Raw genomic sequence first — 23264 nt, 5'->3', positions numbered from 1 at the left:
CCGAATTCTTAAGATTTGGCTGCCGGTGTACCGATAAACACATTATGGATAATAAATTCTTTAATGCTGTTATTGGTTCTTTTGTGGTGTTCTGTTGTTCGCTGGGTGGATATTATTTCTGGAAGCAGAAACAAAACCCGAGCCCCGAGCGCACAGCGCAATCACAGAAATCAAAAATCAAAAAAATCGATAACAGAACGTTAGAATTAGGTACCGTTGTTGATTCATCAACACAGGTTCCGAACGAACCCTCGGCATTATTTAATGACCCGGCAATCAAACAGGCCTGGGGCTTAAAAAAATCTGATGCGGCCCGTGCGTGGTCAATTACAAAAGGCAGCAAAAAAGTTATCGTTGCAGTGATCGATACCGGTATTGATATTAACCACGAAGATTTAAAAAATAATTTATGGCAGAATCCGGGTGAATCCGGCAAAGATGCCAGAGGCAGAAACAAAGCCACTAATGGCATTGACGATGACGGTAACGGCTACGTTGACGACGTGTATGGCTGGAACTTCGTATCCAACAATAACAGGCTAGATGACAACCACGGTCACGGAACCCATATCGCCGGCATCATCGGTGCTGAAGCGGGAAACAAAAAGGGCATCAGCGGTATTTCTCCGGAAGTCAGTTTAATGATTTTAAAATATTACGACCCGAAAGTGCCCAACACCGACAACTTAAAAAACACCATCCAGTCGATCAACTACGCGGTCAAAATGGGCGCACATATCATCAACTACTCGGGTGGTGGTACTGAGTACTCGAAAGAAGAATATGAGGCCGTCGCCGCTGCCGCAAAACAAAATATCTTATTTGTCGCTGCTGCCGGTAACGAACGCTCAAACTCTGATGAACATCATTACTACCCGGCCGATTATAATCTAGATAATATTATTTCGGTCACAGCGATTGACCCAACGACTGAAGTTTTATCTTCATCAAACTACGGAACTGAAACTGTCGATATCGCAGCCCCGGGCCAGACTATTTTATCGTGCTTACCAAACAGCTCGTACGGTTTAATGACCGGAACTTCGCAGGCCACAGCCTTTGTCACCGGTGCCGCCGTTTTGGTTATGGCCAACAAAGAACTTTACCACAATGCCACCGAAGTTAAAAAGTTCATCTTAGCGACCGGTGATTCATCACAGTCACTGGCCAACAAAACCCGTACAGCCCGCCAGTTAAACCTGTTTAAATCTCTTACGATCTTGGAAAAAACTACGGGAATTTCCGGAATCAAATTCTTAGATACGATGGATCGAAGCTTTTTCTCGTCAGGAAAAGCGGCTCAAGGCAACGACCCGAATGTCGGTAACCGCCAGCAAGTTGACCAGATTGCCGGTTTTGGCCAGGATTTATTAAAAGTGATGGGCCAGAAAAATAAAAAGCCCGCGATCAAGCCTGCACCTGAACGTTTAGGTACTAAAACCAACGAATTACCTGAAAATTAATTTTTACTATTTTTACCGCCGGCTGTGGGACGAGTTAAAAACCACAGTCCGTATGACAGAACAGTCATTGCCACGACCAAACCCGTTAAGTTCGGGAACATCGGCTTAATTTTATTTAAGATCAAAATAAAGGTTCCAAAAAGTGCAGCAAAAATAAAAAGACGGCCGCTCGCTAAAAGCGACTGCTGCGCTTCCGGTGCTTCTGTGCGTGTCTTCATTAATTGCGACTGCACGTGCGCTTCTAAACGGTGTTCGATCTGTTTGAGATACTTTTCAATTAACGGGTCTTCACCCATAATTTTTTTCAGATCGTTGTATTTTTGCGCAGCAAAGTTTAATGCCGACTGTTTCTGCGCCTGATCCAAAAACACATGGTGAGAAGCCTCAACCGTAATATCTTTTAAGATCGTCTCCCAAGCTTTATTTAACTGAAACAATCGCGGGTTTTCGACTTTTTGCAGTTCAGTAAACTTAGATTCAAGAACCCCGCAGTGCGGGCACTCATCCTGTCCGATAGGTTTTAAGGTCGAACATTTAGGGCAGTTAGAAAATTGCGGCTTACGCATTTCAAGGGTCTCGTAAAGACCCGATGCCAGAGTCTGTTTAGTTAAAACAAAGTCTTTTTGGCAATCAGTGCATTGAAAATCAGCGCCCTGAGCGCTTGCGCTCAGACCCTCAAAAGCTGTCTGATCCGTACAAAATAACTTTTGACAGTGTGGACAACGGAATCGAATTTCGGCTGCTAATTCTACATTCATATGCTACCTGTATTAAGGATGGCTAATATCAGCGAAGTTTTCAAGCGGAATTGTAAAAATCCAAGCATTTATTTTTTAGGCTTCTTAGCACTGCTTACTGGTGTACTGGTTGGAACTTCTTACATTCCCTACCCGCCATGGGCCATTGCCTTTTGTTATCTCCCGCTCTGGTGGGCCACGGTAAAGGCGTCTGAAAGCAAATCATTAAAATTTATTTTCTTTTTGGGCTGGATTTCACAATTTACGTTAACCCTTCTGGGCTTTAACTGGATCTACTTTACTGCCCGCGAATTCGGCCACCTCAATGTGCCACTGAGCCTAGCGGCAGTGATCCTGTTTGCAGCTTTTATACACCTGTACATTCCGGCCGCACTGACTGCGGCCACTTACTTAAAGCGCAAGTTCGCCTTAAAGCCTACGGCCTTTATCTTCACGTTGGCTTTTGTGCACATCCTGTTTGAGCGTTTTTGGCCAAGTATTTTTGAATGGAATTTAGGCTATACACTGTTATGGATTAACTCGCCGTTCGCCCAATGGGCAGACACGGTTGGTTTTTGGGGATTATCGGCGTTGATATTTGTCTTCCAGGCGGTGCTGTACTACTGCCTATCCAACTTTCAGACACAAAAACGCAAAAGCCTGATCGCCATCGGCGCTACCCTGGTGGTCACGTTGGTCTTATGGGTAACAGGCAAACAAAAACATCAGCACTTCAGCCAAACCGACAGCCAAATGAAAGTCACCTTGGTTCAGGCCAATATTTCTAACGAAGAAAAGCTGCAATCTGAAAAAGGCTATGATTACGTGCCTTATGTTTTTGATTCATACTTTAAACTGACCGAACAGGAATTAGCGCGCGTAAATAACGAAACCGACCTGATCATCTGGCCGGAGACGGCGTTACCGATCGCTTTAGACAAAGCCTACCACTCAAGAGCTTATCAACAGAACGTGTTAAACCGCATCAGAACCTGGAATAAAAATCTGGTCACCGGCGCCTACTCACAGGACACCTACAAGCGTGACCATATGGGTAATTTAATTATCCGCAATTCAGTCTTCTTTTTAAACGGCCAGGGCGAAGTGACGGCTCCTTATTATAAAACCGATCTGTTAGTGTTTGGCGAATACATGCCATTTGGTAAAGAAGCGCCGTTTTTATACAAACTCTTTCCGTTTGTCGGCGTTTATGAACGTGGCCCCGGCCCGGTCAGAAAAGCCATGCCGCTCCCCTCAGGTGATTTAATGCTTGGCCCGCAGATTTGTTACGAATCTTTAAACCCTGGTTTTTCCCGCGGCCTTGCAACTATCGGTGCGGATATCTTTTTTAACGTGACCAACGATTCCTGGTTTGGTGACTGGGCCGAACCGTATCAACATATGATCATGACCTTAGCGCGTGGCCTTGAAAACCGCAGACCGTTAATACGTGCAACCAATACCGGTATTAGCACAGTGATTCTATCCAACGGCGATATTTTAGATCAGTCTCCGATTTACCAGAAATGGGTTCACACCTTCACGGTACCTTACCGCAAAAATACTAATCTTACTTTTTACACCAAGTACGGCTACTGGGACTGGGCGCTATGGGTCTTGGGTTTGCTATTCATTCTTCAGAGGGGGCATCGTGCTCGTCATCAAAAATCTTGATTGGTCAGAAATTTTAGACAAAACCGCGGCTTTTGCCACATCAGAACAGGGCAAAACGATTATCGGTGCGATTAAACCACTGGCTTCTGCGGAACAGGCAGAAAAAAGTTTTTATGAAATCGAATGCGCCACCGGAATTTTATCCGGCGGTATCCGCCCACACATGGAAAGTTTAGACCTTTTTGCCACGTGGATGACGCGCGTTCGTAAAAACGCCGTGTTAAAACCACTTGAATTAAAAGATATCCGTCACTTCTGTTTAGAAGTGATTGCACTTAAAGAGGCCTTAAAAGAACAAGGTAATGCCTGGGCCGTAGATCTGCATGATAAACTTATGCACGCCGAAGAGCCGCTTTCAGCAATCGATAATTTAATCACACCGTCTTGCGATATCCGCATGGATGCGTCTGAAAAATTATTTCGCCTCTCAAAAGAAAAAGACTCTTTAGCCCGCCAGATTCAGTCTCAGATGGACCGACTGGTCAAAGACCACCAGATCGAACACATGTTGCAGGAAAAATTTGTCACAACCCGTGAAGGCCGCTGGGTTATTCCAGTCAAAGGCGGCATGCAGCACTTTGTTCCGGGTGTCGTGCACGCAGCATCGCAATCTAAACAAACTGTGTATATCGAACCGGAAGCTGTAATTCCGTTAAATAACCGCCTACGCCAGATCGAAGTTGAAATCGAAGAAGAGATCGAACGGCTGTTAGTTGAGATTTCAAATTACTTAAGCACACAAAAAGCCGGCTTTGAAAAAACCGAAAAAGAAATGTTGCTTGCGGATATTTTACTCGCGAAAGCACAGTTAACTATTCAGCTAGGAGCCAAACCTTGCCGCTTTACGAACGACAGAGTTGATCTTCGCGAGCTTTATCACCCTCTGTTAAAAATGACAGGCCGTACGGTTATTTCAAATTCCGTAAGCTTAACCCCTGAAAAATCGATTCTGATTTTATCCGGCCCGAATGCCGGCGGTAAAACCGTATTACTTAAATCAATCGGTTTAGCGGCGCAGATGGCACGCTGTGGGTTTCCGATCTGTGCCGACCGCAGCTCGAGCCTTCCGTTTTTTAAAGAAATCTGCACCGGCATCGGTGATTCACAAAGTGTAGACGAAGACTTAAGTACATTTGCCGCTCACTTAAAAACTTTAGATCAGGCTTTAAAACTTAAAGGTTCTGAAAATTTAATCCTGGTCGATGAGATCTGCGGATCGACCGATCCTGAAGAAGGCAGCGCTTTAGCGCGCTCGTTTATCGAAGCCTATGCCGAGCAAAAAGTTTTTGCGATTATCACCTCGCATTTAAGCCCGCTTAAAACCGGTTGGAAGCCGGACGATGTCGTGGTCAACGGAAGCTTAGAATACGACTCAACTTCGGGAAAACCCACCTACCACTTCTTACCGGGTATTCCCGGGGATTCGCTGGCCTTACTAACAGCCAAGCGTGTCGGCGTTGACCAAAAGATTATCGCTAAAGCCACCGAGAACCTATCACCGCTGGCACAAAAAAAGCTTTCACAGCTTGAAGAAATCGAATCTTTAAAAAAAGATATCGCCAACCTTCAGGACAAACTTAAAAAAGAACTTAAAGGTGTTGAACAAAAACGTTTATCATTAGAAGCGCAAATCCAGCAATTCGAACGCCAGAAAGAAAACGAATTAGAAAAAACGATCAAAAAAGCTTCGGTTAAAGTTGAAGACGCCATTCAGTCAGCAAAGGCCGCAGCGACTTTAAACAAGCACCGCCAATTACAGGATATTAAATACAACTTACCTGAAATCGTTAAAGGTAACCAGACTGTTCAGGTGAGCGCTGTGCAATCGGCGCAAGAGTTCGGTAAAAAGTTTCCGCCGGGTTCAAAAGTGTTTGTTACAAGTTTAAATCAGGACGGCATCGTGCAGTCACTGCCAAATGCCAAAGGCGAAGTGATGATTCTATCGCAATCAATCCGCCTTCAGCTGCACTGGCAGGATTTAAAACCGGCACATAAATTTGCCAACCCGACCAGCCAACTGGCCCAACGCAACTCAAGTGTTCAGGTTTCTTTTCACGATGAAGACAGGACCGTTGACCTCAGAGGTAAAACCGTCGATAGCGCTTTATCAGAACTTGAGATCGCCTTAGACCGCGCCTCTGTCCAAAAGGAAGAACGGCTTAAGGTTATCCACGGCCACGGCACCGAATCACTTAAAAAAGCGATCCGCACCTACCTATCCCGTTCTGTTTATGTAAAAAAATGGAAAGCCGGCACCGCTGATACGGGTGGCGATGGCATCACCTGGGTAGAGCTTGGCCTGTAACTTATGTGACAGCGGGTGCCGTAATTCACCGTACGTCTCAATCCGACTTAACGCAGGATTCTCAGAGTGAGAATTTCGTTTTTAGCTGCATAATAACAATCCCCGGCACGCGGTCTCAGACTGAGATATGGCCCCGTGCTTGCTTTATAGGTTTGTAACAACAAACTTTCAACATATCGGGGGATATATGAAAATTTTAACAACGACTTTAATCTTAGCCGCTTCAATCGTAACTTTAACATCTTGTGGTTCTAAAAAATCATCTCAAGCAACAACGACAACGATCGTTCAGTCATCGACGGTTGAAAATGCCGGCAACAAAATTGTTACTTCATGCCAAAAAGCCGTTGGTTCCGATATGTCTGTAAATATCACTGCCGTTAAAAATTCAAACGGCACCATCAATAACAGCTTGGTAAAAATCAAATTTAACCGTTTATCGACTGCGGCAACAGCTGCAGGTAATACGATCCGCTTCTTTAAATGGAGAGTTACCGGTTCTTCGGCTTCTTTAGACCAAACGCCATTAGATGTAACCCGTTATGTTTTATCATCTGGCAATGTTGATGATTCAACCCGTGACGGTATTACAGCTTCAACAGTAACCACTTCTAAGGGCTATTATATCAACTTAGATGACGCTGATGGCATCTACCAGGTATTAAAAGCCGTGGTTTACAGCTCTTCTGGTTCAGTCGTGGCCCAACAAAATATCTTAATCCCACAGTTCTTAGGTGTACCAGCTGACTATGCTTACAACGCCGACGGTTCGGCCCGCGCCCAAATCTTAAGAGACTTACACCCACTGGCTACAACAGATGTATCAGCATGGACCGCAACAGACTTTGTAAAATACTACCAAGCAACTTGTTTCTAGTCCCCAGGTCCCAAACAAACTAAGCCCCCAAACGAAGCCAGAGTTATCCCCCAAACTCTGGCTTTGTACTTTTAGTGGGAGCTCTCTTGTGAAACTTCTTCAGCTTCTAAGTTTTCACCCTGACGGTAACGGTCAGCTAAGGTGCTGTCATTAGTCGGAAATGAGAATAATAGCGAATGTACCTCGGTGTTTGGATCTTCTTCGGTGACAACGATGTACCAGTGATCAGCTTTAAATTCGCTGATATCGCGGATGAATGTAACCAGGGTGTGCCCTTCTGAATCAACCTTGCGCCAGATTTCATCAGGGTTATTGATCGTATCTTCACGTTGTTCTGCGAAGTCCTGAAATTTTTCTGCAGGCACATCTTTTTCATTACGCAGTTTCATCATCGACTCTAACAGCCCGATAGCCAAATGATCGCCCTCTAACAACGAATCACCTTCGATAGCCGCAAACTGAATAGCCTCAAGTTTGCGGTGATATATGATTTCTTTCTGGCGAAATGTTTCAGCCAGCTGCGTGTCTTTGGTTGCAAAATGGATAAAAACAAAACTTGGGTATTTTTCTTCGGCATTTAAATACACCACGGCCACGTAGATAAACGGCTCTTCAGGGTCGTCGATTGCTTTAATCAAAGTGTAGAGCGGAACTTCAGGAGAAGTTTCAGTATCGATCCAGATTTCATCCGGATCATCCAGCGTGGATTCTAACCAATTTTCTTTGGCATCGATTTCGGCTTCGTTAAAATCGCGTGAAGGCGCGTAGTGTTTTGCATAACGGTCTTCCATAGCTTTGATCTGTTCAGAGAAATAGCCAAAAAGCGTTTTATCGTTTTCAAAAATCAGACCCTGTGATTCGTCGATGACGATTAACTCTTTATCCTGGATTTTTTTTGCAGCCTTATTGGCTTTAGCTTTTACTTTTTTCTGCGATTTCTTTTTGCCAAGCTTGGATTTGACCTTGATTTTAATCTGCTTACTTTTGCTGCCAGCACCGGAGCCAATTTTTTTACTTAACTTATTGTTCAATTTACTGGCAACTTTGCTCATACTTTATCCTTTTCCTAACAAAAATATAGCATCTAAAGACTCTTAGCTCTAAGCAGAAATCGAATGACTTACAAAGTCAATCGATTCTGATTGAAACTCTCTTGGGGCTTAGTAGGCTTTGAGCTAAGCAAGGAATCCAAAAATTTGTCTAAAGTAGAAGTTTATTTAAATGACGATCAGATCAAGAATCTAAAAGGAATTTTAGATCAATCACAATTGGGCGTTCATTTACTTTTTGACAACAAAAAAATTGCTGATGTTTTTCAAAAGGCTTTTTCAGAAGATGATTTTTTTCAGGCTGAAAATTTAAAACGCATTCAAGACGATCTGCTAAAACTGCTCCAGTTTAAAAGTTTAACCGACAAGCAGGATTTTGTAAGACAACTAAGCCCTGAGGATCAAGAACGCCTGATCCGTGCTTACTTCTACATTATCGAAAACAATATGCGTTCAAACAAAAAACATACATCGCACTAATTACTCCCCCCTTTTTTTTCGCAAGGAGACTTTACCCATGAAAAAAGTATTTATTTCTATATTCGCTGTAATAGCTCTATACTCGCAGACCATGGAAGCATCGACTTATCAAACTCGCAGAGATTTTTTCACGCAAAAATTCGGTACTAAAAAACAGATCTGGGTGGTCGGCTACGTAAATGCGACTTTGGATGATTACTACAAAGACTGCGAAGAAGCTTTTAATAACGGAGCTGACGCTATTGTCTGGGAAACCAATGACTACAAAAAATTAGACGAGGCTTTAAAAGCCATCAAAGCCAAATACCCGGATAAAACCTTCGGCGTAAATCTTTTAGGCCCTGACGAAAAACTGATGACCTACAAAGAAACCTTTGAATTAGCAAAAAAACATAACTTACAAATCGCTTGGACAGATTTTTCGGGTGTGGATCTGATCAAAGAAGCCCCTGAAACCAGTCTGCACGCTATTGATGCTTTAAAGCCGTCCGATGTGTTTTACGTCAGCGGTATCCATATGAAGTACTCAACCCCAGTTGATCCAACTAAAACCATCGAGCGTTCTGCTTTACAGGCCATGGGCTGGGTGGATGGTATCGTAATCACAGGCCCTAAAACCGGTGTAGCCACTGATCCGAGCCGCGCGATTAATGCCCGCTCGGTGATCGGCAACCACCCGATGGGTGCGGCTTCTGGCGTTTCGGCAGACAACGTCAAAACCATTCTTCCTTATATCGACTTTGTACTGGTTAACACCAGTATCGCGGATAAAAACCACCGCATAATCGGCGCTAAAGTAAAAGAGCTGCGCAAAGCGATGGATCAGAAAGTTAAAGCCGTAAAAAAATAAGACTCAAATTGAATCACCAGTAAACCGATAAAAGGAAAGTGAAAACTTTCCTTTTTGTTTTTTTACTGGCTTCAAACGTCTTAGCTGAATACCGCGTATTCACGCTGATGATTACCAACACAAAAACCGGGGCCAATAAACAGTTCGATTCGACCTTAGACCCGGATCAATGGGTAACTTTCTATCCGCTAAAACAGGATGAAATTATCCAGTACACCCAGACCTGGCGCTGTAAAGGCGCTACCCGCGACTTTAAACCCCACTGTGCACAACCTGAGAAAAGAACACCGGCACAAACCACTGCGGCCGAACCCGCTCCGCCACCGACAGACCCGCCACAATAGATGCGTCTTCGACACAATAGTAGACAAATCTAGACTTTTTGCCCGTCTTATTTTGCGACAAGCTTTGTTATTATTTTAGCTATGGCAGACGCAATTCATACACGAAGAGTATCGCAAGAAAACATTCAAATGGTTCAACAGGAAAAAGCTGACAAGAAAAAGCAGCTCGCTGAAGCTCAGCGCGAAGAAATGAAAGAGCTTAAAGCTAAGTACCAGGAACTGAGCAAAGAAATTGATAATGATTCTGCAGCCGCAATCAATCATATCAAGTACGAAGCTCAGGAAGAAAACGAAGCCATGAAAGCCGAACGTGCCGAAGCTAAAGCTGCGACGTATAACCGTAAAGGCCAAGCTAAAGACAGCAATGGCCAGGAAGTAAACCAGGCATCAAATCGCAACAACCGTTCGATCATGGTGGAAAAACCAGCGCCTATGGTACAAAACTACGTAACCCAGGAAACCGATCAGTTCTACAAAGTTCAAGACCGCGGTAGCCGCGTGTCTGAAAACAACGACGGTTATGTGATCGAAGCCTACGCTCCGGAACACGAAAAAGATAACATCAGAATGTCGGTCGCCAACAACCGCGCAACTTTATCCGGCAAAAGAAAGTTTCAGGATTCGGTTGAAGATGGTATAAAAAAAATGAGCACTAATAACTTTCAGACTTTCCATGAAGAGTTTAAGTTTGAACGCCCGGTCGCTTCTGAGGGCATGACCCGCGAGCGCCAGGGTGATTATGTAAAATTCTTTATCCCTAAATTAGAAGCTCTTCGCTTCGACGAAGAAAGCTAAAAAAAAAGAGAGCTAAAAGCTCTCTTTTTTTATCTAAATTTTTCAATTAAAGTTATTTTACCAAATACCCAGACACTTCTTTTAAAAGCAAAGAACGGCGTTTATTCATTTCGTGGATCTGCTTAAATTGTTCATTAATCATCGCTAATACATTTACTGAGCCTTGCGTCTGATCATTTAGCTCATTGTAAACCGGCATATTTAACTCGATAGTAACCGCAGTTTCAGCTTGTGGGTTGATGATTTCATTTAAGTTCGTTGTATTTACCGTTTTCATTTTTTATCTCTCTTTAAACTTCTTTATTTATACTCACACTGAACAGATTCTACGTCGTTTGAAGACAATTTGATTCTATCCGTATACGCCCCAAGCTCTTTAGCCATAACTGTGCCACCGTTTTCACGATGTTTTAGGCCCAAAAAGTGACCTAGCTCATGCAGCACAAGCGCTTCGAAGTTATAACCCGCCGAAGTGTTGTTACTTACCGCTTTTACCTGTTGTGTTCTGTTCTGATCGTAGTACGAAAAATCTTGAGAATTGATACGAATATCAGCTTCTTGAATCTCATCTCCAGCCCAGTAGACTGACGTGCGACCTTGCTCAGACTTTCTATCTGACTCCCATTGCGATAAAAAGTAAATACCATTTTTCTTATCTCGACCTGGAGATGAAGACTGTGAAGAATTTTCTTCAATAACTTCAAAGACTTTACGGCCCGTCGACTGCTCCCACGTTGCCGCAGCACGATAGATCGCCGGTCTTAACTCAGCAGGAACGCTTGTACCTATATATAGTTGAATAGGTGCAGTGGTTTTCCATGAAATACGTTGGCCATACACGTTTTGTACAAAGCCGCAGTCTTCTGATTTTTTAGGTGCACACGAAGTAACCGCAGCACCTAATAAAACGAACATAATAAAGCGAATGATAATCTTAATATTCATGTCAAAACACATTGTTTCAACAATTCGACCAAGTTTGATCGCCTATAATCGATCTGAGTGTATCAAACTGAGATCCTTACCGCCCTTTGACAAAAAACGATAACAGGGGCAGCCCAAAAAGGGGGCAGGCTGTGGTGCAACCCCTGCCACCGAACAGGCGGCTTCGTTTTGCTCCCAGTTTTTATCCGCTGCGAGCCTGATATCAGGAACAGAAAGTTCCAACATGGCACCAGTCATGTAACTATATGATTAAACTAGAAAATCTCATTATGAGAAAATTGGCAAGGCCCTTGCTATATGGATAAGTACAACAAGCCCGCTCCCATCCACAGTCGTGGAGACCATTGGAGCGAACCCTACCCATCCCAATTTATCCTTCGCTGGATTCGGAAGAAAACTCCGAGCCACCAGCTCCGCGTTTTCGCATAAGTATTTTTAATACAACAGATTAACGCCGAGTATGATGGTGATTGTCTGTGCATTTTTACCAGCGACTCACTAAAATAATATCACATCAAAGGAGTTCCCGTGAGAACACTATTATTAGCTCTGGTTGCCACATCGGTTTTAGCATCTTGTAAAACGAACCCTAACAAAGTTGAAGACATCAACACCAAGCTTGAACATCAAAATCAGATAAATCAAGAAAGTGCCATCGGCGTAAAAGATGGCAATGCAGTTTTTCAGAAAAAAGTTTCACTCAACGAAGAGCTTAGAAAAATTCAGTACGAAGTTTATGAGTTAGAAGACCGTGTTTATGGTAACCGTAAATTCGGATCTTTAGGTTTATATGGCGTCCTACGCGAATGCAAAATCCAGTTAACTGACCCACGCTACGGCGGTGACGGCAAATTAATGTGGACCGAGCCTTTAGAGCGCATCACCGACAAAGAAGACGATTTTAAAATAGGTATCGATGAACAAAAAAAATTAGTGGCTGTAACCGAAGAATTTTTAGTCGACCGTATCCAGAGATTTCGCGGCTATAAAACAAAACTTATCAGCCGTCAGGATGAGTACGAAGAAAAGGTGACGATCTGCAAAGCAGAGCTTCGTAACAAACAGGCTTCAGTCAAACAATAGTGTCTTAATTTGAGATATCCCCCGAAAAAGTCGCAACGATTTATCTATTTCTATAAAATAGAACTTTGGGGGAATCATGCGATCGTTCGTATTCATTTCTGCTCTGCTTTTTTTGCTTTCAGTCCAGGCTGACCAGGTCTTTTTAACGCCACTTGGCCATCATAAAGTCGGCGGTGAAATCACAATTCATAGTTCTCAGGGGCAGATTTATTACCAGCTTGACCACACGACAGTTAAACAGGGCTATGCGGTGGTCGTCTATGAACAGGGAAACTGCCAAAGCTACTCCTCGCCCGTGATTCCTCTATCGACTGACAAAGACGGGGTAACCGCTCCTTTTGACTGGCAGTTTAAAAACGCGCTCATTCACATGGAATGGGGGGCATTCGAACAGAAACAACTGGACACACCCTTACCTCCTCACACGTTCACCAATCACAAACTGCGCTCTGGCGCAGCCAGCGGCCATCCGATAACCAACATCGACTTTAAAAACAAAGTCCTGGTTGTCGAAGAAACCGACGCCAACAACAAGCCTAACGGCGTAGGCGTTGCTTGCGGGATACATCCATAATCGTTAGAATTAAGCCTAGAGGAACTATGCGCGCTTTATCATTATTTTTTACAGCTTCACTGGTCTACGGCACTTCAGCATTTGCAGATTTAATTCAGTTAAAGCCGATCTTTAATTCTAAGGCGTCTGCCATTGTTACAGTTACCGAAGACACACGCACCGAAGTTAAATATAAATTAACGGTCGAAGAAAAAAATCAGAACTACGCTATCTTGGTTTACCGCAAAGGTGACTGTAAAGACTTCTCAGATCCGGTAGCGGTAATGGTCGATGACCCGACGGCCAAAGGCAAAAAAATCCCGTTCAACGCCAAAGGTAATCAGTTTTTAATATTTCAGCCAGCCGCCAAAGAATTAGTGCTGGCAGGCTCAGCCGTAGCTCCGGCTAATAGCTTTTTTACTTTTGAACCACGGGGAAAAATTTTAGTATTGGTCGCTATCGAAAACGAACAAAGCGAATCAGGATTAGCTCTGGCCTGCGGCATATATCCGTAAAGCCAGGCGTTTTTAGTGCATCGAGTTTTTATAAAGTAAGTCTTTAATTTCAGCCACTTCCGCAATCGTAATTAAATACGGTTTACCGCACATCTGACAGACGACTTCTTGTTCTTCGTTTTTGTCGATGATGTCTTGCAGCTCAGCCACGCCTAAAATCTCGAGAGCACCTTTTACACGGTCTTTGCTGCATGGACAAAAGTACTTAGCTTCAAACGGATGATCTAATTCGGTAAACGGAATACCCAGCATAAACGGTTCAACCAGATCAAACGGTTTTCCGCCTTCCATTAGGATCTTAGAAACACTTGGCTGCATGATTTTAGCGTTGGCTTCAATAGCACTTACAACTTTTTCATCTACACCAGGCATAACTTCGATAATTACGCCGCCGGCTTTGATACATTTACCGTACTCATCAAGGTAAATACCCAGAGACACAACTGAACGGATCTGGTGTGACTGGTGCAGGTAGTGCGCGATATCTTCAGCGATCTCACCGCTTACTAAACTTACGGTCCCGTGAAACGGTTGTTTTTGAAACGGCTGGTGGCGGGCGACACTTAAAGTTCCCGAGCCTAAAGCTTCGGCCACCGATAAGCCGTTAGCGTAACTTTGTGGTTCGTACTGCGGGTGCGGGGTAAAGGCCCGCACGTTACCTTCAAAGTCGGCTTCGGCATAAATCGATTTTATCGAGCCATTACCGCGAAACAAAAGACCCACCTGTTGTTTTTCTTTTAACTGCGCCGCCATTAACAGCGCACCGGTCATGGCTTTACCAACACCAACTGTCGCAATGGGCAATGTGTTTTGCAGCATCTGCATCTCTTGCACAACAAGGGTTGCATCAACGGCGGCCATACGAACAGTGAAATCATTTGAGCAGTAGCGATGAATCTTTGACATAACGGTTTAACTTAGCAAATTCGTGACTTGTTCTCAAGTTAATAGCAGGATTAACACATGATTTTCATTTTATTACGCCACGGCCATAAATCGATGGAACCCCCTGACAACCCGAATTTAAGCGCCAAAGGCCATGAACAAGCACGGCAACTATTAAAAATGGTGCAGGAAAAATCACTTCCGGCTCCTACTGTTTGTTTATACTCAGATAAAATCAGAACCAAAGAAACACTCGCAGCTTTAATCGAAACCTACAAACCAAAGCACGAAATCAGAACAGAATTAAACCTGCGCGAATCCAACGACACCGCCCAGGTGTTTCGCGCACGTGTACAAAAATTAGTAAATCTTTATACTTACCTTGCCGCCCAACCTGAAAATAAAAATCAGGTTGTTTATGCCTGCACCCACTACGACTGGGTCGAAGAGGCCATGACCGTGATTGATTGCGATAGAAATCTAAATTCTTACGAATTTGCGGGCTGGTCGCCGGCCCAGTATATCGAATTTCACATCGGTGACGACGGCATCTGGCATTATAAATCCCGTGGCGCTGCCAACGCCTGATTTTCTCATGCATTGCAAACACTGACTGGACCAAGGATTGGCTGCAAAAAAATCCGGCCTTTGTGTCATTGATTTCATTGCGTAAAATTTAAGGTATAAGGAAAAAATCAAATGAGAATTTTAAAAGCAACTAGCGCAGTTTCTTTGATGGGTCTTTTGTTTGTCCTTGGCTGTACAACGGCTGAAAAGCAGCGTACACCAAATGCAAAAGCCGAAGGTGAAGGCTGTGGCACTGTCAATTACCCCACTGACAATTTTCAAAATGGTTTTGTTGTATTAGACGTACTAAACCCAACAAAAATTAGCCGCAACTCAGAAAAAGTCATCACTCCTTTAATGTGTCCGGATGATTTAGCCAAAGCAAAAGCTTTAAATTTGCAACCCTATGATCCGCTTTTTAAATTCAAAGAAAATCCAGGAACCCTGGCTAAGAAAGCCATAAAACGTGCGCGCAATAACATTAAAGAAATGCCATGGATTGAACAAAACTTAGATGTCACAAACAAACAAGACGCCGAAAAGCTGGCGCACATGCTTCAACGTTACATTTTTGAAGGCTGGTTTGATGCGGACAAAACTAAAGGAAAAACCCAGTATGACAGCCACTTTAGATCAAATAGCTACCGCACCTGGTGCCACACACCGTGGCTTAATGTCACTGAAAAAGGCCGCGAAGCCATTCACGGTTTAACGAAAGAATTTCCTATCAGAACCACGCACGTATACAACGTGCCCCGCGATGTTGAAATGACTGAAGATGCCGTGACCTGGGGTATTTCATTTTTCAACAAACCAGTCTGTGATGGTTACGCTGAATTCTTCCATGAGAAAAACAGCATGCTTCCACAAATCACCGAAATGCGTCCGCAGTTCATCACACAGGATGGCGGTTTGGCGTTCAAATTATTATTTAACACCATGCCTGACTGGGAAAACCAGATGCGCGGCCAATGGACAGCCAGTTCTGGCGATTTAAAGGCGTATAACTGGTGGGTACACGTTAGCCACGCCCGCCAAGACGATGGCAAGACGGCAAAAGACGAAAGCCTTCGCAAATTATCAAATGCCGCCTTAGTGCAAATTGATATTTCATTAAAAGATTCCCGCCTTAAAGGCACAATTCCCGCTTTAAAAAATTGGGTCATGTTAACTTATTATTTCGATCCGAATCATAAAAATGAACACCTAGCAGATATGGATATTCCGGAGCCATTAAAATATATGCGCCCGGTAGGTCTACAATTCGGTCTTGACCAGGGGCAGTCGCATATCTTCAATGGCGCCAGAAACAATCACATCATCAGCCGCGTAAAATTAGGCGAAGCCTTACCGCCTGAGTTAGATGCGAACAACACCCGCTTAAATGGCCCGGTTGATAACATAAACGGGTCTTGCTTAGGTTGCCACGCAGCTGCAGGCCTGCGCTTTAACGAAGGCCCGATGACCAAAACATCAAAGCATCCGCCGCTGACTTTTTTAACCAACGCTGATTACGTAAACTTTCTTAAAGACATGAAGAAAAAGCCGGGCATTAGTGGCGATTTCGATTTCAACATGCAATTAGATAAAGCGATGCGTAACTTTGTTAACCGTGATCGCTCTAAAAAAGATAAAATCGAAGAGGCGCAAAAATAAGATTGCGCTTTCGTTACAGGCCCAAATAAAGTAGACGGATGAGTGAGAAAAACATTTTCCATCAACATCTTGTCAGAAATGTTTGGGCCGCAGGCAGAAACTACGCTGATCATGCCAAAGAAATGAAAGCTGACGTTCCCGCCAATCCTGTGATCTTTCTAAAATCTGGCACCACCATCTCTTCGGGCAGTGTCATCCATCTCCCCGCTTGGTCTAAAGAAATCCACCACGAATTAGAGATCGCCTTCTGGCTTAACGAAGATTTACAGTTTTCCCACTTTACACTGGCGCTTGATTTGACAGCACGCGATGCCCAGGCCGATGCCAAAAAAAATGGCCTGCCGTGGACCTTAGCTAAATCGTTTACTGATTCTTGCCCTCTGGGGCCATGGCTGGAAGTAGCCTCTGTGCCTAATCTTGAATCACTTCAGATCGAACTAAAAATTAATAACGAAACTAAACAACGAGGCGATGCTGCGGACATGATTTTTAGCCCAGAAACGCTTTTAAAATATGTTAAGGCGCACTTTCCGGTGGCGGCGCATGATGTCCTTTTAACGGGCACCCCGGCCGGCGTTGGGCCGCTTCGATCCGGCGATAAATTAGAGGCTATTTTGAGAGACAAAACCCGCTCCTCGCAAGCGCCGCTTTTAGTTTGCCAATGGGATGTTAACTAGCGTAAAAAATTATCTCACTGAAAGTGAGTTTCATTTTATGCAAGACAATCAGTTAAAAATCCAAACCAAGGGTGAAGAGATTCTTAAACGAATGGAATCTCAATCTAAAGGCTCATTATTTTCAAAAGACTTCTGGTACGGTTCAGTCATGGACTGGTCGATGAAGAACGAAAAATTCAAAACCAACATGTTCCGCTTTGTCGACGTTTTACCATCGCTGACAACATCTGATGGCGTAGCCACTCACTTAAAAGAGTACTTCACTGAAGGTGGTAAATCTGAATTGCCTTCAGTATTCAACATGGGATTGGGTTTAGGCTCGCTGGCTCCGGGCTTGATGGCCGGCGCGATCAAGAAAAATGTAACTTCAATGGCTAAGATGTTCATTACCGGCGAAACGCCGGATGAAGCTTTGACCGTATTAAAAAAAGCACGCAAAAATAATTTAACTTTCACGGTTGATATTTTAGGTGAAGCCACACTTTCAGAAAAAGAAGCCTTAGAGTACCAGCAACGTTACATTGAATTAATCGAGTGGCTAGCCAAAGACGCTGCCAAATGGGAAGAAATCCCTCTTCTAGACCGCGATGCTGATGGGCCGATTCCTAAAATCAACGTATCCGTAAAAATGACGGCGGTGTATTCGCAGATCAACGACAAAGCCTGGGATGAATCTAAAGCGATGTTAAAAGAACGTCTTCGCCCGATCTTTAAAAAAGGCATGGACCTTGGCGTATTCGTAAACTTAGACATGGAACACTACGGGGTAAAACATTTAACCGTAGAAGTTTTCAAAGAGCTAATCTCTGAACCTGAATTTAAAAATTACCGCTTCTTCGGCTGTGTCGTACAAGCATACTTACGTGATTCGTACGCTGACATTAAAGACTTAACAGAGTTTGCAAGACAGCGCGGCGTACCTTTTACAATCCGTTTAGTTAAAGGTGCGTACTGGGATTCTGAAACCATCGAAGCCAAACAAAAAAACTGGTCAATCCCGGTTTACTTAAACAAAGCTGAATCAGATGCAAATTACGAAATGTGCGCGAATTTTCTGTTAGAAAACTACAAATACATCCGCGTAGCACTTGCATCTCATAACGTACGCACGATTTCGGCAGCGTTAGTCAAAGCTGACCAACTTGGTTTACCTAAAAACGCTTATGAAATCCAAATGCTTTACGGCATGGCTGAACCGATTAAAAAAGCGTTATCAGACATGGGTTACCGCGTGCGCGAATACGCTCCGGTCGGTGAACTCATTCCTGGCATGGCGTACCTTGTTCGCCGTTTATTAGAAAACACATCAAACGAATCGTGGTTACGCGGAAAATTTGCCGAAGGCAAAACAACGGCCGAGTTATTAAAAGATCCGGCTGTAGGCCTAACGCCGACCAACCCAAATCCTGAAACTAAACCAAACCAGTTTCACAACGAACCTTACTTAGATTTCGCTGTTGAAGAAGTTCGTACTGAAACCTTAAATGCGATTGCTACTTTAAAATCGCAGTTACCTGTTAAAATTGAACCGATCATCGGTGGCAAAAAAGTTTCAGGTGGTGAAACATTTAAACGTGTAAACCCATCAAACTTTTCACAAGCAGTGGCTGAAATCTCTATGGCTTCAGTTGAAACTGCTGAACAGGCTATGCAAAAAGCGCATGAAGGTTTTAAAACCTGGAAGAATGTCGATTCTTTCCGCCGGGCAAAATACTTAGACGATGTCGCAGATTTAATGGTGAAAAATAAATTTAAACTCATGGCTCACCAGATCGTTGAAGTCGGTAAACCTTGGGCTGAAGCAGATGCTGATGTGGCTGAGGCAATTGACTTTTTACGTTACTACGCCCGTCACCAGCGTGAATTATCGCGTCCTCTTCGCGTAGGTCATGCTCCAGGCGAAATCAGTAACTATATCTATAAACCCCGTGGTGTGGTCGCCGTTATTTCTCCTTGGAACTTCCCGCTTGCGATCCTGACTGGTCAGGTAGCTGCGGCGCTAGTCACCGGTAATACTGTTGTCATGAAGCCTGCTGAACAATCAACACTGGTTGCACAAGGCCTTTACGATCTATTTAAACAAGCGGGTCTTCCTGATGGCGCTCTGCAATTCTTACCTGGTTATGGTGAGATCGTTGGCGATTACATCGTCAAGCACGCGCACACGACAACGATCGCTTTTACAGGTTCAAAAGCCGTGGGCTTATTAATCGCCAAAAATGCAGCCGTTGTTCAGCCGGGACAAACACATGTTAAGCGTTGTATTATCGAAATGGGCGGAAAAAATGCCGTGATCATCGATAGCGACGCGGATTTAGACGAAGCGGTTGATGGTGTTCTTTACTCGGCCTTTGGTTTTGCAGGGCAAAAATGTTCGGCCGCCTCACGCGTGATCGTATTAGACGAAGTTTACGAAAAATTCACTCAACGTTTGGTTGAAGGTGCTAAATCGATCGAAATTTCTTCTGCTGAAAATCCAAAAGGCTACTTTGGCCCGGTTGTCGATGAAGAAGCCTACACGCGTTTAAATAACTCAATCGCGCAAGCTTCAGCTAAGTATAAAGTATTATTCAAAGGTCAATCTCCGCAAGGCGGCTATTTCGTTCCGATCACAATCTTCGGCGATGTAAAAGGTTCAGACGATGTGGCCCAAACCGAATTCTTCGGCCCGATCGTGGCGATAATCCGTGCCAAAGATTTAACTCACGCACTTGAAATTGCGAATTCAACTGAATATGCATTAACCGGCGGTATTTTCTCAAGAAGCCCGGCTAACATTGAACGCGTTAAGCACGAACTTGAAGTCGGCAACATGTACATTAACCGCGGTATCACAGGTGCCATGGTTGATCGTCACCCATTCGGCGGTTACAAAATGTCAGGTATCGGTTCTAAAACCGGAGGCCCTGACTATTTAAAACAATTCACTGAGCCAATTGTTGTGACTGAAAACACGATGCGCCGCGGATTCGCTCCGGAGGAAAATCAGTAGCAAACAAAAAAAGGAGACTTCAGGTCTCCTTTTTTTAACCGACTTTATCGCGCAGATCCGAGTGTTCTTCGCGAGTAAGGGCATGGCCCCATTCTTTGAGGATTTGTTTTTTAACTTTTTGATCGTAGAGATAGACCAAACCCAGCACAAAACCGGCCAGCGTACCACCGATGTGCGCCGAGTGCGCCACCGAGGCCTGAATTCCCGTCTGGTAATACAAAACTGTGGTAAAATCAGAAATCAAATACACCGGAAACAGTAAAAATGCCGGTAGATAAATAATGCCATAATACCCTTGCAGAGGTGATAGAAAATAGCTCCACTCCATATTTCTGGTATTGGCCACAACCGCCAAAAAGGCCATCAAACCGCAGATTGCACCACTGGCACCAAGAACCGCAATTTCATTAAACTGGTTCATAAAAAGGTACGCCACTCCGCCACCGATGCCGCTTAACACGTACACCGAATAGATCCACGACTGCGGAATATATTTTTGTAAGACAGTTAAAACCAGATACAGAAAAAATAGATTCATCGCCAGATGAAAAAATCCCGTGTGTAAAAACTGGTAAGTTAGCCACGACCACATCGAGGTTGGCGACGGTGAAAGACCAAACGTATGCTGCGGCGATTTTAAATACTCTGATCGAAGCTCAGCTAAAAATGCCTTGGTGTCTTCGATTTTAACCTGGTCACCTTTAAACGGAAAATTCTGTGCCCGCACCCAAAAACGTGAATCACGGATCATTCCCGACACGTTGGCCGGATCAAAATTTTCCAGCTCAATCGGATCCAGGGTCTGGCGGTACATTTCTGACAGTTTGGCGATTTTTTCCTGGTATATTTCAGGACGGTAATTACGGGCCGGGTCATCATAGCCGACCAGGGTAAAAATATAGACAAAGACGTTAATGGCGATCAACACCCATACCGGCGTCAGGCTTGGCTGAATTTTATGATGATAAATATCACCCGGAAAAATCATAAATCCTCGATCAGCGTTTTAACTTCATCGTTATCTAATAACGGCGCTTTTTTTAACGGCTCAAAATTAGCCGGACGACGTGATTTCGGGTCTTTAAGTTCTGTTTTAGCCGCAAGCCCCTCTTGCTCTTTGCTAAGTTCGTGCAGGTTTTCCAGTAAAAGATATTTTTTTACACTTTTATGTGCGGCGTACTCTTTTAAATCATTAAAGGCCTGAATACGTTTTTTGGTATTACCTTTTGAAGCAAATTCATAAAGTAAAACTTTTCCCAGGATGGTTCTGGCCATCTCAGGGCTGTTTCTGATCTCGGCAAAATTATTTTTGGTAAACGTGGTGGCCCAGTAACAACCTTCAGAGGCCGGGTCTTCGCTGCACGCCTGTTCTAAATACCGGTTTTCCAGGCGTTCATTGGTGCTCGACACGAATTTTGCAAAATACGCCAGAGCACGGTCGTCGGTAAAATTACGCCATAAAACAAAATCTGCTTCCTGATCCAGGCAATTGTCAGACACTGTGCCTACCAAATTCATCGCGATCGCGTAACGTAAACGGTCTGTTGAATCGAGGTGGACAAACTCGGTACAGGTCTTCTTTTTGCTTTTCATTTTGGCGTAGGTATCCGGTGAAGTCAGAACAAACTGATAATTTTTCCAGAACATCACTAAGCCTAAAGCAATCAAAAACGAACTGATGGTAGCCAGGGATGCTGACCAGAATTTACGGTCAATATCGATCGCCTTCGCGAAATACGAATTCGAATCCATCGGCCATTTTGATAACACTTTGCTTTCTGTCATTTTTTCGTAAAAGCACTGCCCGTTTTCATCAGCCAGAACCTTTAAAAACGGAATACCCAATAACAGAATACTGACCACAAAACCGAGCTGGCGCGCCCAGGCCTGCAGAAAAACAGGATACTGTGTATTTTTAAATTCAACATGTAACTTTAAAAAGTACTGCCCTGGCGTCGCTCCCATGAACGACATAAATAAAGCCTGAAAAAAAGTCGACAGGATTACATACCCTAACAACAAAAAGGTAAATACAGATTGGGCTTCTTCAGATTTGGGAAATGAGCGGTAGATATCTACCCCGCTATGAAAAAACACCAGCACTAAAAAGCTGATCACCGGCGCAAAGATAAAATAATCGATCACGAAAGATAGCACACGGATCGGCACCAGCGGTTTATATTTTTGCGAGGTCAATTCGTAAGAATTTAAATCTGGAAACACCATGACTTCTCATCGGTATCTCAGAGGCTAAATCAGAGTCTAAATTATAAATATTATTGAACGACGATCTCGGTAACGCGACCTTGGTCATTACGGTTAAATAAAAAGGCTCCGGCATCATGTCCAGAAGCATCCTGTAACACGATAACATCCTGCTTCGCATCGATCTTTTTAACTTCGTACTTTGAATAGTTCTTAATTTTTGCGCCGTAGTCTTTCATGAACTGGTTTACATCAATGGCAAAACCTTCGTGCTGTTCCTGCAAAGTGATGCGGTCGATCTGCCCTTGTTTAAGTGAAATATTGTACTGGCCACGTAAAAATTCATAGACAAAAACATCCTGCCACGAAACCTGTGATGACAGCTGGGTTTTGACTTTGCCTTCAGCCAAATCGCGCGCCAGGTTTTGCTCCCATTTTATCTGATCAACAGAGTTACGCTCACCGAAACTTGCCACGTCACGATCCTGCTCTTCGATATGTTTTACAAAAAAGTAATGGGTGGCAAATGCAACGGCGATAACACCTACAAGGGATACAAAAATTTTGTTTGGCTTTGTCATGCTAATATTCTCTCACAGAAACGCTGAAAAA

Annotated in this window: 23 protein-coding genes; 15 read left to right on the top strand and 8 right to left on the bottom strand. The window is 43.8% G+C overall.

Annotated elements, in window-relative coordinates; genetic code table 11:
- The first annotated feature begins 44 nt into the window (after window positions 1-44).
- Window positions 45-1463, top strand: a complete 1419-nt coding sequence (locus AC04MM_RS09630; protein ID WP_475380140.1) for a S8 family peptidase — start codon at window positions 45-47, stop codon at window positions 1461-1463.
- On the opposite strand, the gene AC04MM_RS09625 is transcribed toward AC04MM_RS09630, so the two are convergent.
- Complete coding sequence (locus AC04MM_RS09625; RefSeq protein WP_475380139.1) at window positions 1460-2221, bottom strand: hypothetical protein; 762 nt, start codon at window positions 2219-2221, stop codon at window positions 1460-1462. The two genes, AC04MM_RS09630 and AC04MM_RS09625, sit on opposite strands and share 4 nt — an antisense overlap.
- A gap of 18 nt (window positions 2222-2239) precedes the next feature.
- Here AC04MM_RS09625 and lnt point away from each other — a divergent pair, with 18 nt between their 5' ends.
- The 3 genes from lnt to AC04MM_RS09610 all read left to right on the top strand — a co-directional run bounded on the left by lnt (window position 2240) and on the right by AC04MM_RS09610 (window position 7056).
- Entirely contained in the window at window positions 2240-3874 is a 1635-nt protein-coding gene (gene lnt, locus AC04MM_RS09620) for an apolipoprotein N-acyltransferase (protein ID WP_475380138.1), read from the top strand.
- The gene (locus tag AC04MM_RS09615) at window positions 3852-6179 is read left to right on the top strand and encodes an endonuclease MutS2 (RefSeq protein WP_475380137.1); all 2328 of its coding nucleotides are present in this window, start codon (window positions 3852-3854) and stop codon (window positions 6177-6179) included. The genes lnt and AC04MM_RS09615 overlap by 23 nt, the downstream gene beginning before the upstream one ends.
- 187 nt (window positions 6180-6366) lie before the next feature.
- Window positions 6367-7056, top strand: coding sequence for a hypothetical protein (locus AC04MM_RS09610; RefSeq protein WP_475380136.1), 690 nt, complete (start codon window positions 6367-6369; stop codon window positions 7054-7056).
- A gap of 71 nt (window positions 7057-7127) precedes the next feature.
- Here the strand turns inward: AC04MM_RS09610 and AC04MM_RS09605 are convergent, their stop codons facing one another.
- Window positions 7128-8108, bottom strand: a complete 981-nt coding sequence (locus AC04MM_RS09605) for a PBECR2 nuclease fold domain-containing protein (protein WP_475380135.1) — start codon at window positions 8106-8108, stop codon at window positions 7128-7130.
- A gap of 144 nt (window positions 8109-8252) precedes the next feature.
- Between AC04MM_RS09605 and AC04MM_RS09600 the strand changes: the two genes are divergently transcribed.
- From AC04MM_RS09600 to AC04MM_RS09585, 4 genes are all read left to right on the top strand, one after another.
- A complete protein-coding gene (locus tag AC04MM_RS09600; protein WP_475380134.1) occupies window positions 8253-8585 on the top strand; it encodes a hypothetical protein in 333 nt (110 codons plus the stop codon).
- 37 nt (window positions 8586-8622) lie between these two features.
- Entirely contained in the window at window positions 8623-9435 is an 813-nt protein-coding gene (locus AC04MM_RS09595; protein WP_475380133.1) for a hypothetical protein, read from the top strand.
- Window positions 9436-9473: 38 nt separating this feature from the next.
- Window positions 9474-9779 carry a hypothetical protein gene (locus tag AC04MM_RS09590; RefSeq protein ID WP_475380132.1) on the top strand — a complete coding sequence of 102 codons (306 nt, stop codon included), beginning with the start codon at window positions 9474-9476 and terminating at the stop codon, window positions 9777-9779.
- A gap of 81 nt (window positions 9780-9860) precedes the next feature.
- A complete protein-coding gene (locus AC04MM_RS09585) occupies window positions 9861-10574 on the top strand; it encodes an Hsp20/alpha crystallin family protein (RefSeq protein WP_475380131.1) in 714 nt (237 codons plus the stop codon).
- 52 nt (window positions 10575-10626) lie between these two features.
- Here the strand turns inward: AC04MM_RS09585 and AC04MM_RS09580 are convergent, their stop codons facing one another.
- The gene (locus tag AC04MM_RS09580) at window positions 10627-10851 is read right to left on the bottom strand and encodes a hypothetical protein (RefSeq protein ID WP_475380130.1); all 225 of its coding nucleotides are present in this window, start codon (window positions 10849-10851) and stop codon (window positions 10627-10629) included.
- Between the two features lie 23 nt (window positions 10852-10874).
- Window positions 10875-11519 (bottom strand): matrixin family metalloprotease, encoded by a 645-nt coding sequence (locus tag AC04MM_RS09575; protein WP_475380129.1) that lies wholly within the window; start codon window positions 11517-11519, stop codon window positions 10875-10877.
- A 528-nt stretch (window positions 11520-12047) separates the two neighbouring features.
- Between AC04MM_RS09575 and AC04MM_RS09570 the strand changes: the two genes are divergently transcribed.
- The 3 genes from AC04MM_RS09570 (at window position 12048) to AC04MM_RS09560 (ending at window position 13670) form a co-directional block, all read left to right on the top strand.
- Window positions 12048-12602, top strand: a complete 555-nt coding sequence (locus tag AC04MM_RS09570) for a hypothetical protein (RefSeq protein ID WP_475380128.1) — start codon at window positions 12048-12050, stop codon at window positions 12600-12602.
- Window positions 12603-12678: 76 nt separating this feature from the next.
- Window positions 12679-13176, top strand: a complete 498-nt coding sequence (locus tag AC04MM_RS09565; RefSeq protein WP_475380127.1) for a hypothetical protein — start codon at window positions 12679-12681, stop codon at window positions 13174-13176.
- A 26-nt stretch (window positions 13177-13202) separates the two neighbouring features.
- Window positions 13203-13670, top strand: coding sequence for a hypothetical protein (locus AC04MM_RS09560; RefSeq protein WP_475380126.1), 468 nt, complete (start codon window positions 13203-13205; stop codon window positions 13668-13670).
- A gap of 12 nt (window positions 13671-13682) precedes the next feature.
- On the opposite strand, the gene AC04MM_RS09555 is transcribed toward AC04MM_RS09560, so the two are convergent.
- Entirely contained in the window at window positions 13683-14576 is an 894-nt protein-coding gene (locus tag AC04MM_RS09555; RefSeq protein WP_475380125.1) for an Hsp33 family molecular chaperone HslO, read from the bottom strand.
- Between the two features lie 57 nt (window positions 14577-14633).
- Between AC04MM_RS09555 and AC04MM_RS09550 the strand changes: the two genes are divergently transcribed.
- The 4 genes from AC04MM_RS09550 (at window position 14634) to AC04MM_RS09535 (ending at window position 20447) form a co-directional block, all read left to right on the top strand.
- Complete coding sequence (locus tag AC04MM_RS09550; protein ID WP_475380124.1) at window positions 14634-15143, top strand: histidine phosphatase family protein; 510 nt, start codon at window positions 14634-14636, stop codon at window positions 15141-15143.
- A gap of 111 nt (window positions 15144-15254) precedes the next feature.
- Window positions 15255-16778: a hypothetical protein gene (locus AC04MM_RS09545; protein ID WP_475380123.1), complete on the top strand. Its 1524-nt coding sequence runs from the start codon at window positions 15255-15257 to the stop codon at window positions 16776-16778.
- Window positions 16779-16816: 38 nt separating this feature from the next.
- Complete coding sequence (locus tag AC04MM_RS09540) at window positions 16817-17455, top strand: fumarylacetoacetate hydrolase family protein (RefSeq protein ID WP_475380122.1); 639 nt, start codon at window positions 16817-16819, stop codon at window positions 17453-17455.
- Window positions 17456-17492: 37 nt separating this feature from the next.
- On the top strand, window positions 17493-20447 hold the full coding sequence (locus tag AC04MM_RS09535) for a proline dehydrogenase family protein (protein ID WP_475380121.1): 2955 nt from the start codon (window positions 17493-17495) through the stop codon (window positions 20445-20447).
- A 34-nt stretch (window positions 20448-20481) separates the two neighbouring features.
- On the opposite strand, the gene AC04MM_RS09530 is transcribed toward AC04MM_RS09535, so the two are convergent.
- Genes AC04MM_RS09530 through AC04MM_RS09520 form a run of 3 tightly spaced genes read right to left on the bottom strand, consistent with a single transcriptional unit; the run spans window position 20482 to window position 23233 of the window.
- Window positions 20482-21435, bottom strand: coding sequence for a rhomboid family intramembrane serine protease (locus tag AC04MM_RS09530; RefSeq protein ID WP_475380120.1), 954 nt, complete (start codon window positions 21433-21435; stop codon window positions 20482-20484).
- Window positions 21432-22673 (bottom strand): RDD family protein, encoded by a 1242-nt coding sequence (locus AC04MM_RS09525; RefSeq protein ID WP_475380119.1) that lies wholly within the window; start codon window positions 22671-22673, stop codon window positions 21432-21434. Before AC04MM_RS09525 ends, AC04MM_RS09530 begins: the two co-directional genes overlap by 4 nt.
- 50 nt (window positions 22674-22723) lie before the next feature.
- A complete protein-coding gene (locus tag AC04MM_RS09520; protein WP_475380118.1) occupies window positions 22724-23233 on the bottom strand; it encodes a hypothetical protein in 510 nt (169 codons plus the stop codon).
- Window positions 23234-23264: the final 31 nt, after the last annotated feature.

The sequence above is a fragment of the Bdellovibrio sp. SBM16 genome, from assembly GCF_056175625.1.
This window is presented reverse-complemented; position numbering and strand designations above follow the sequence as displayed.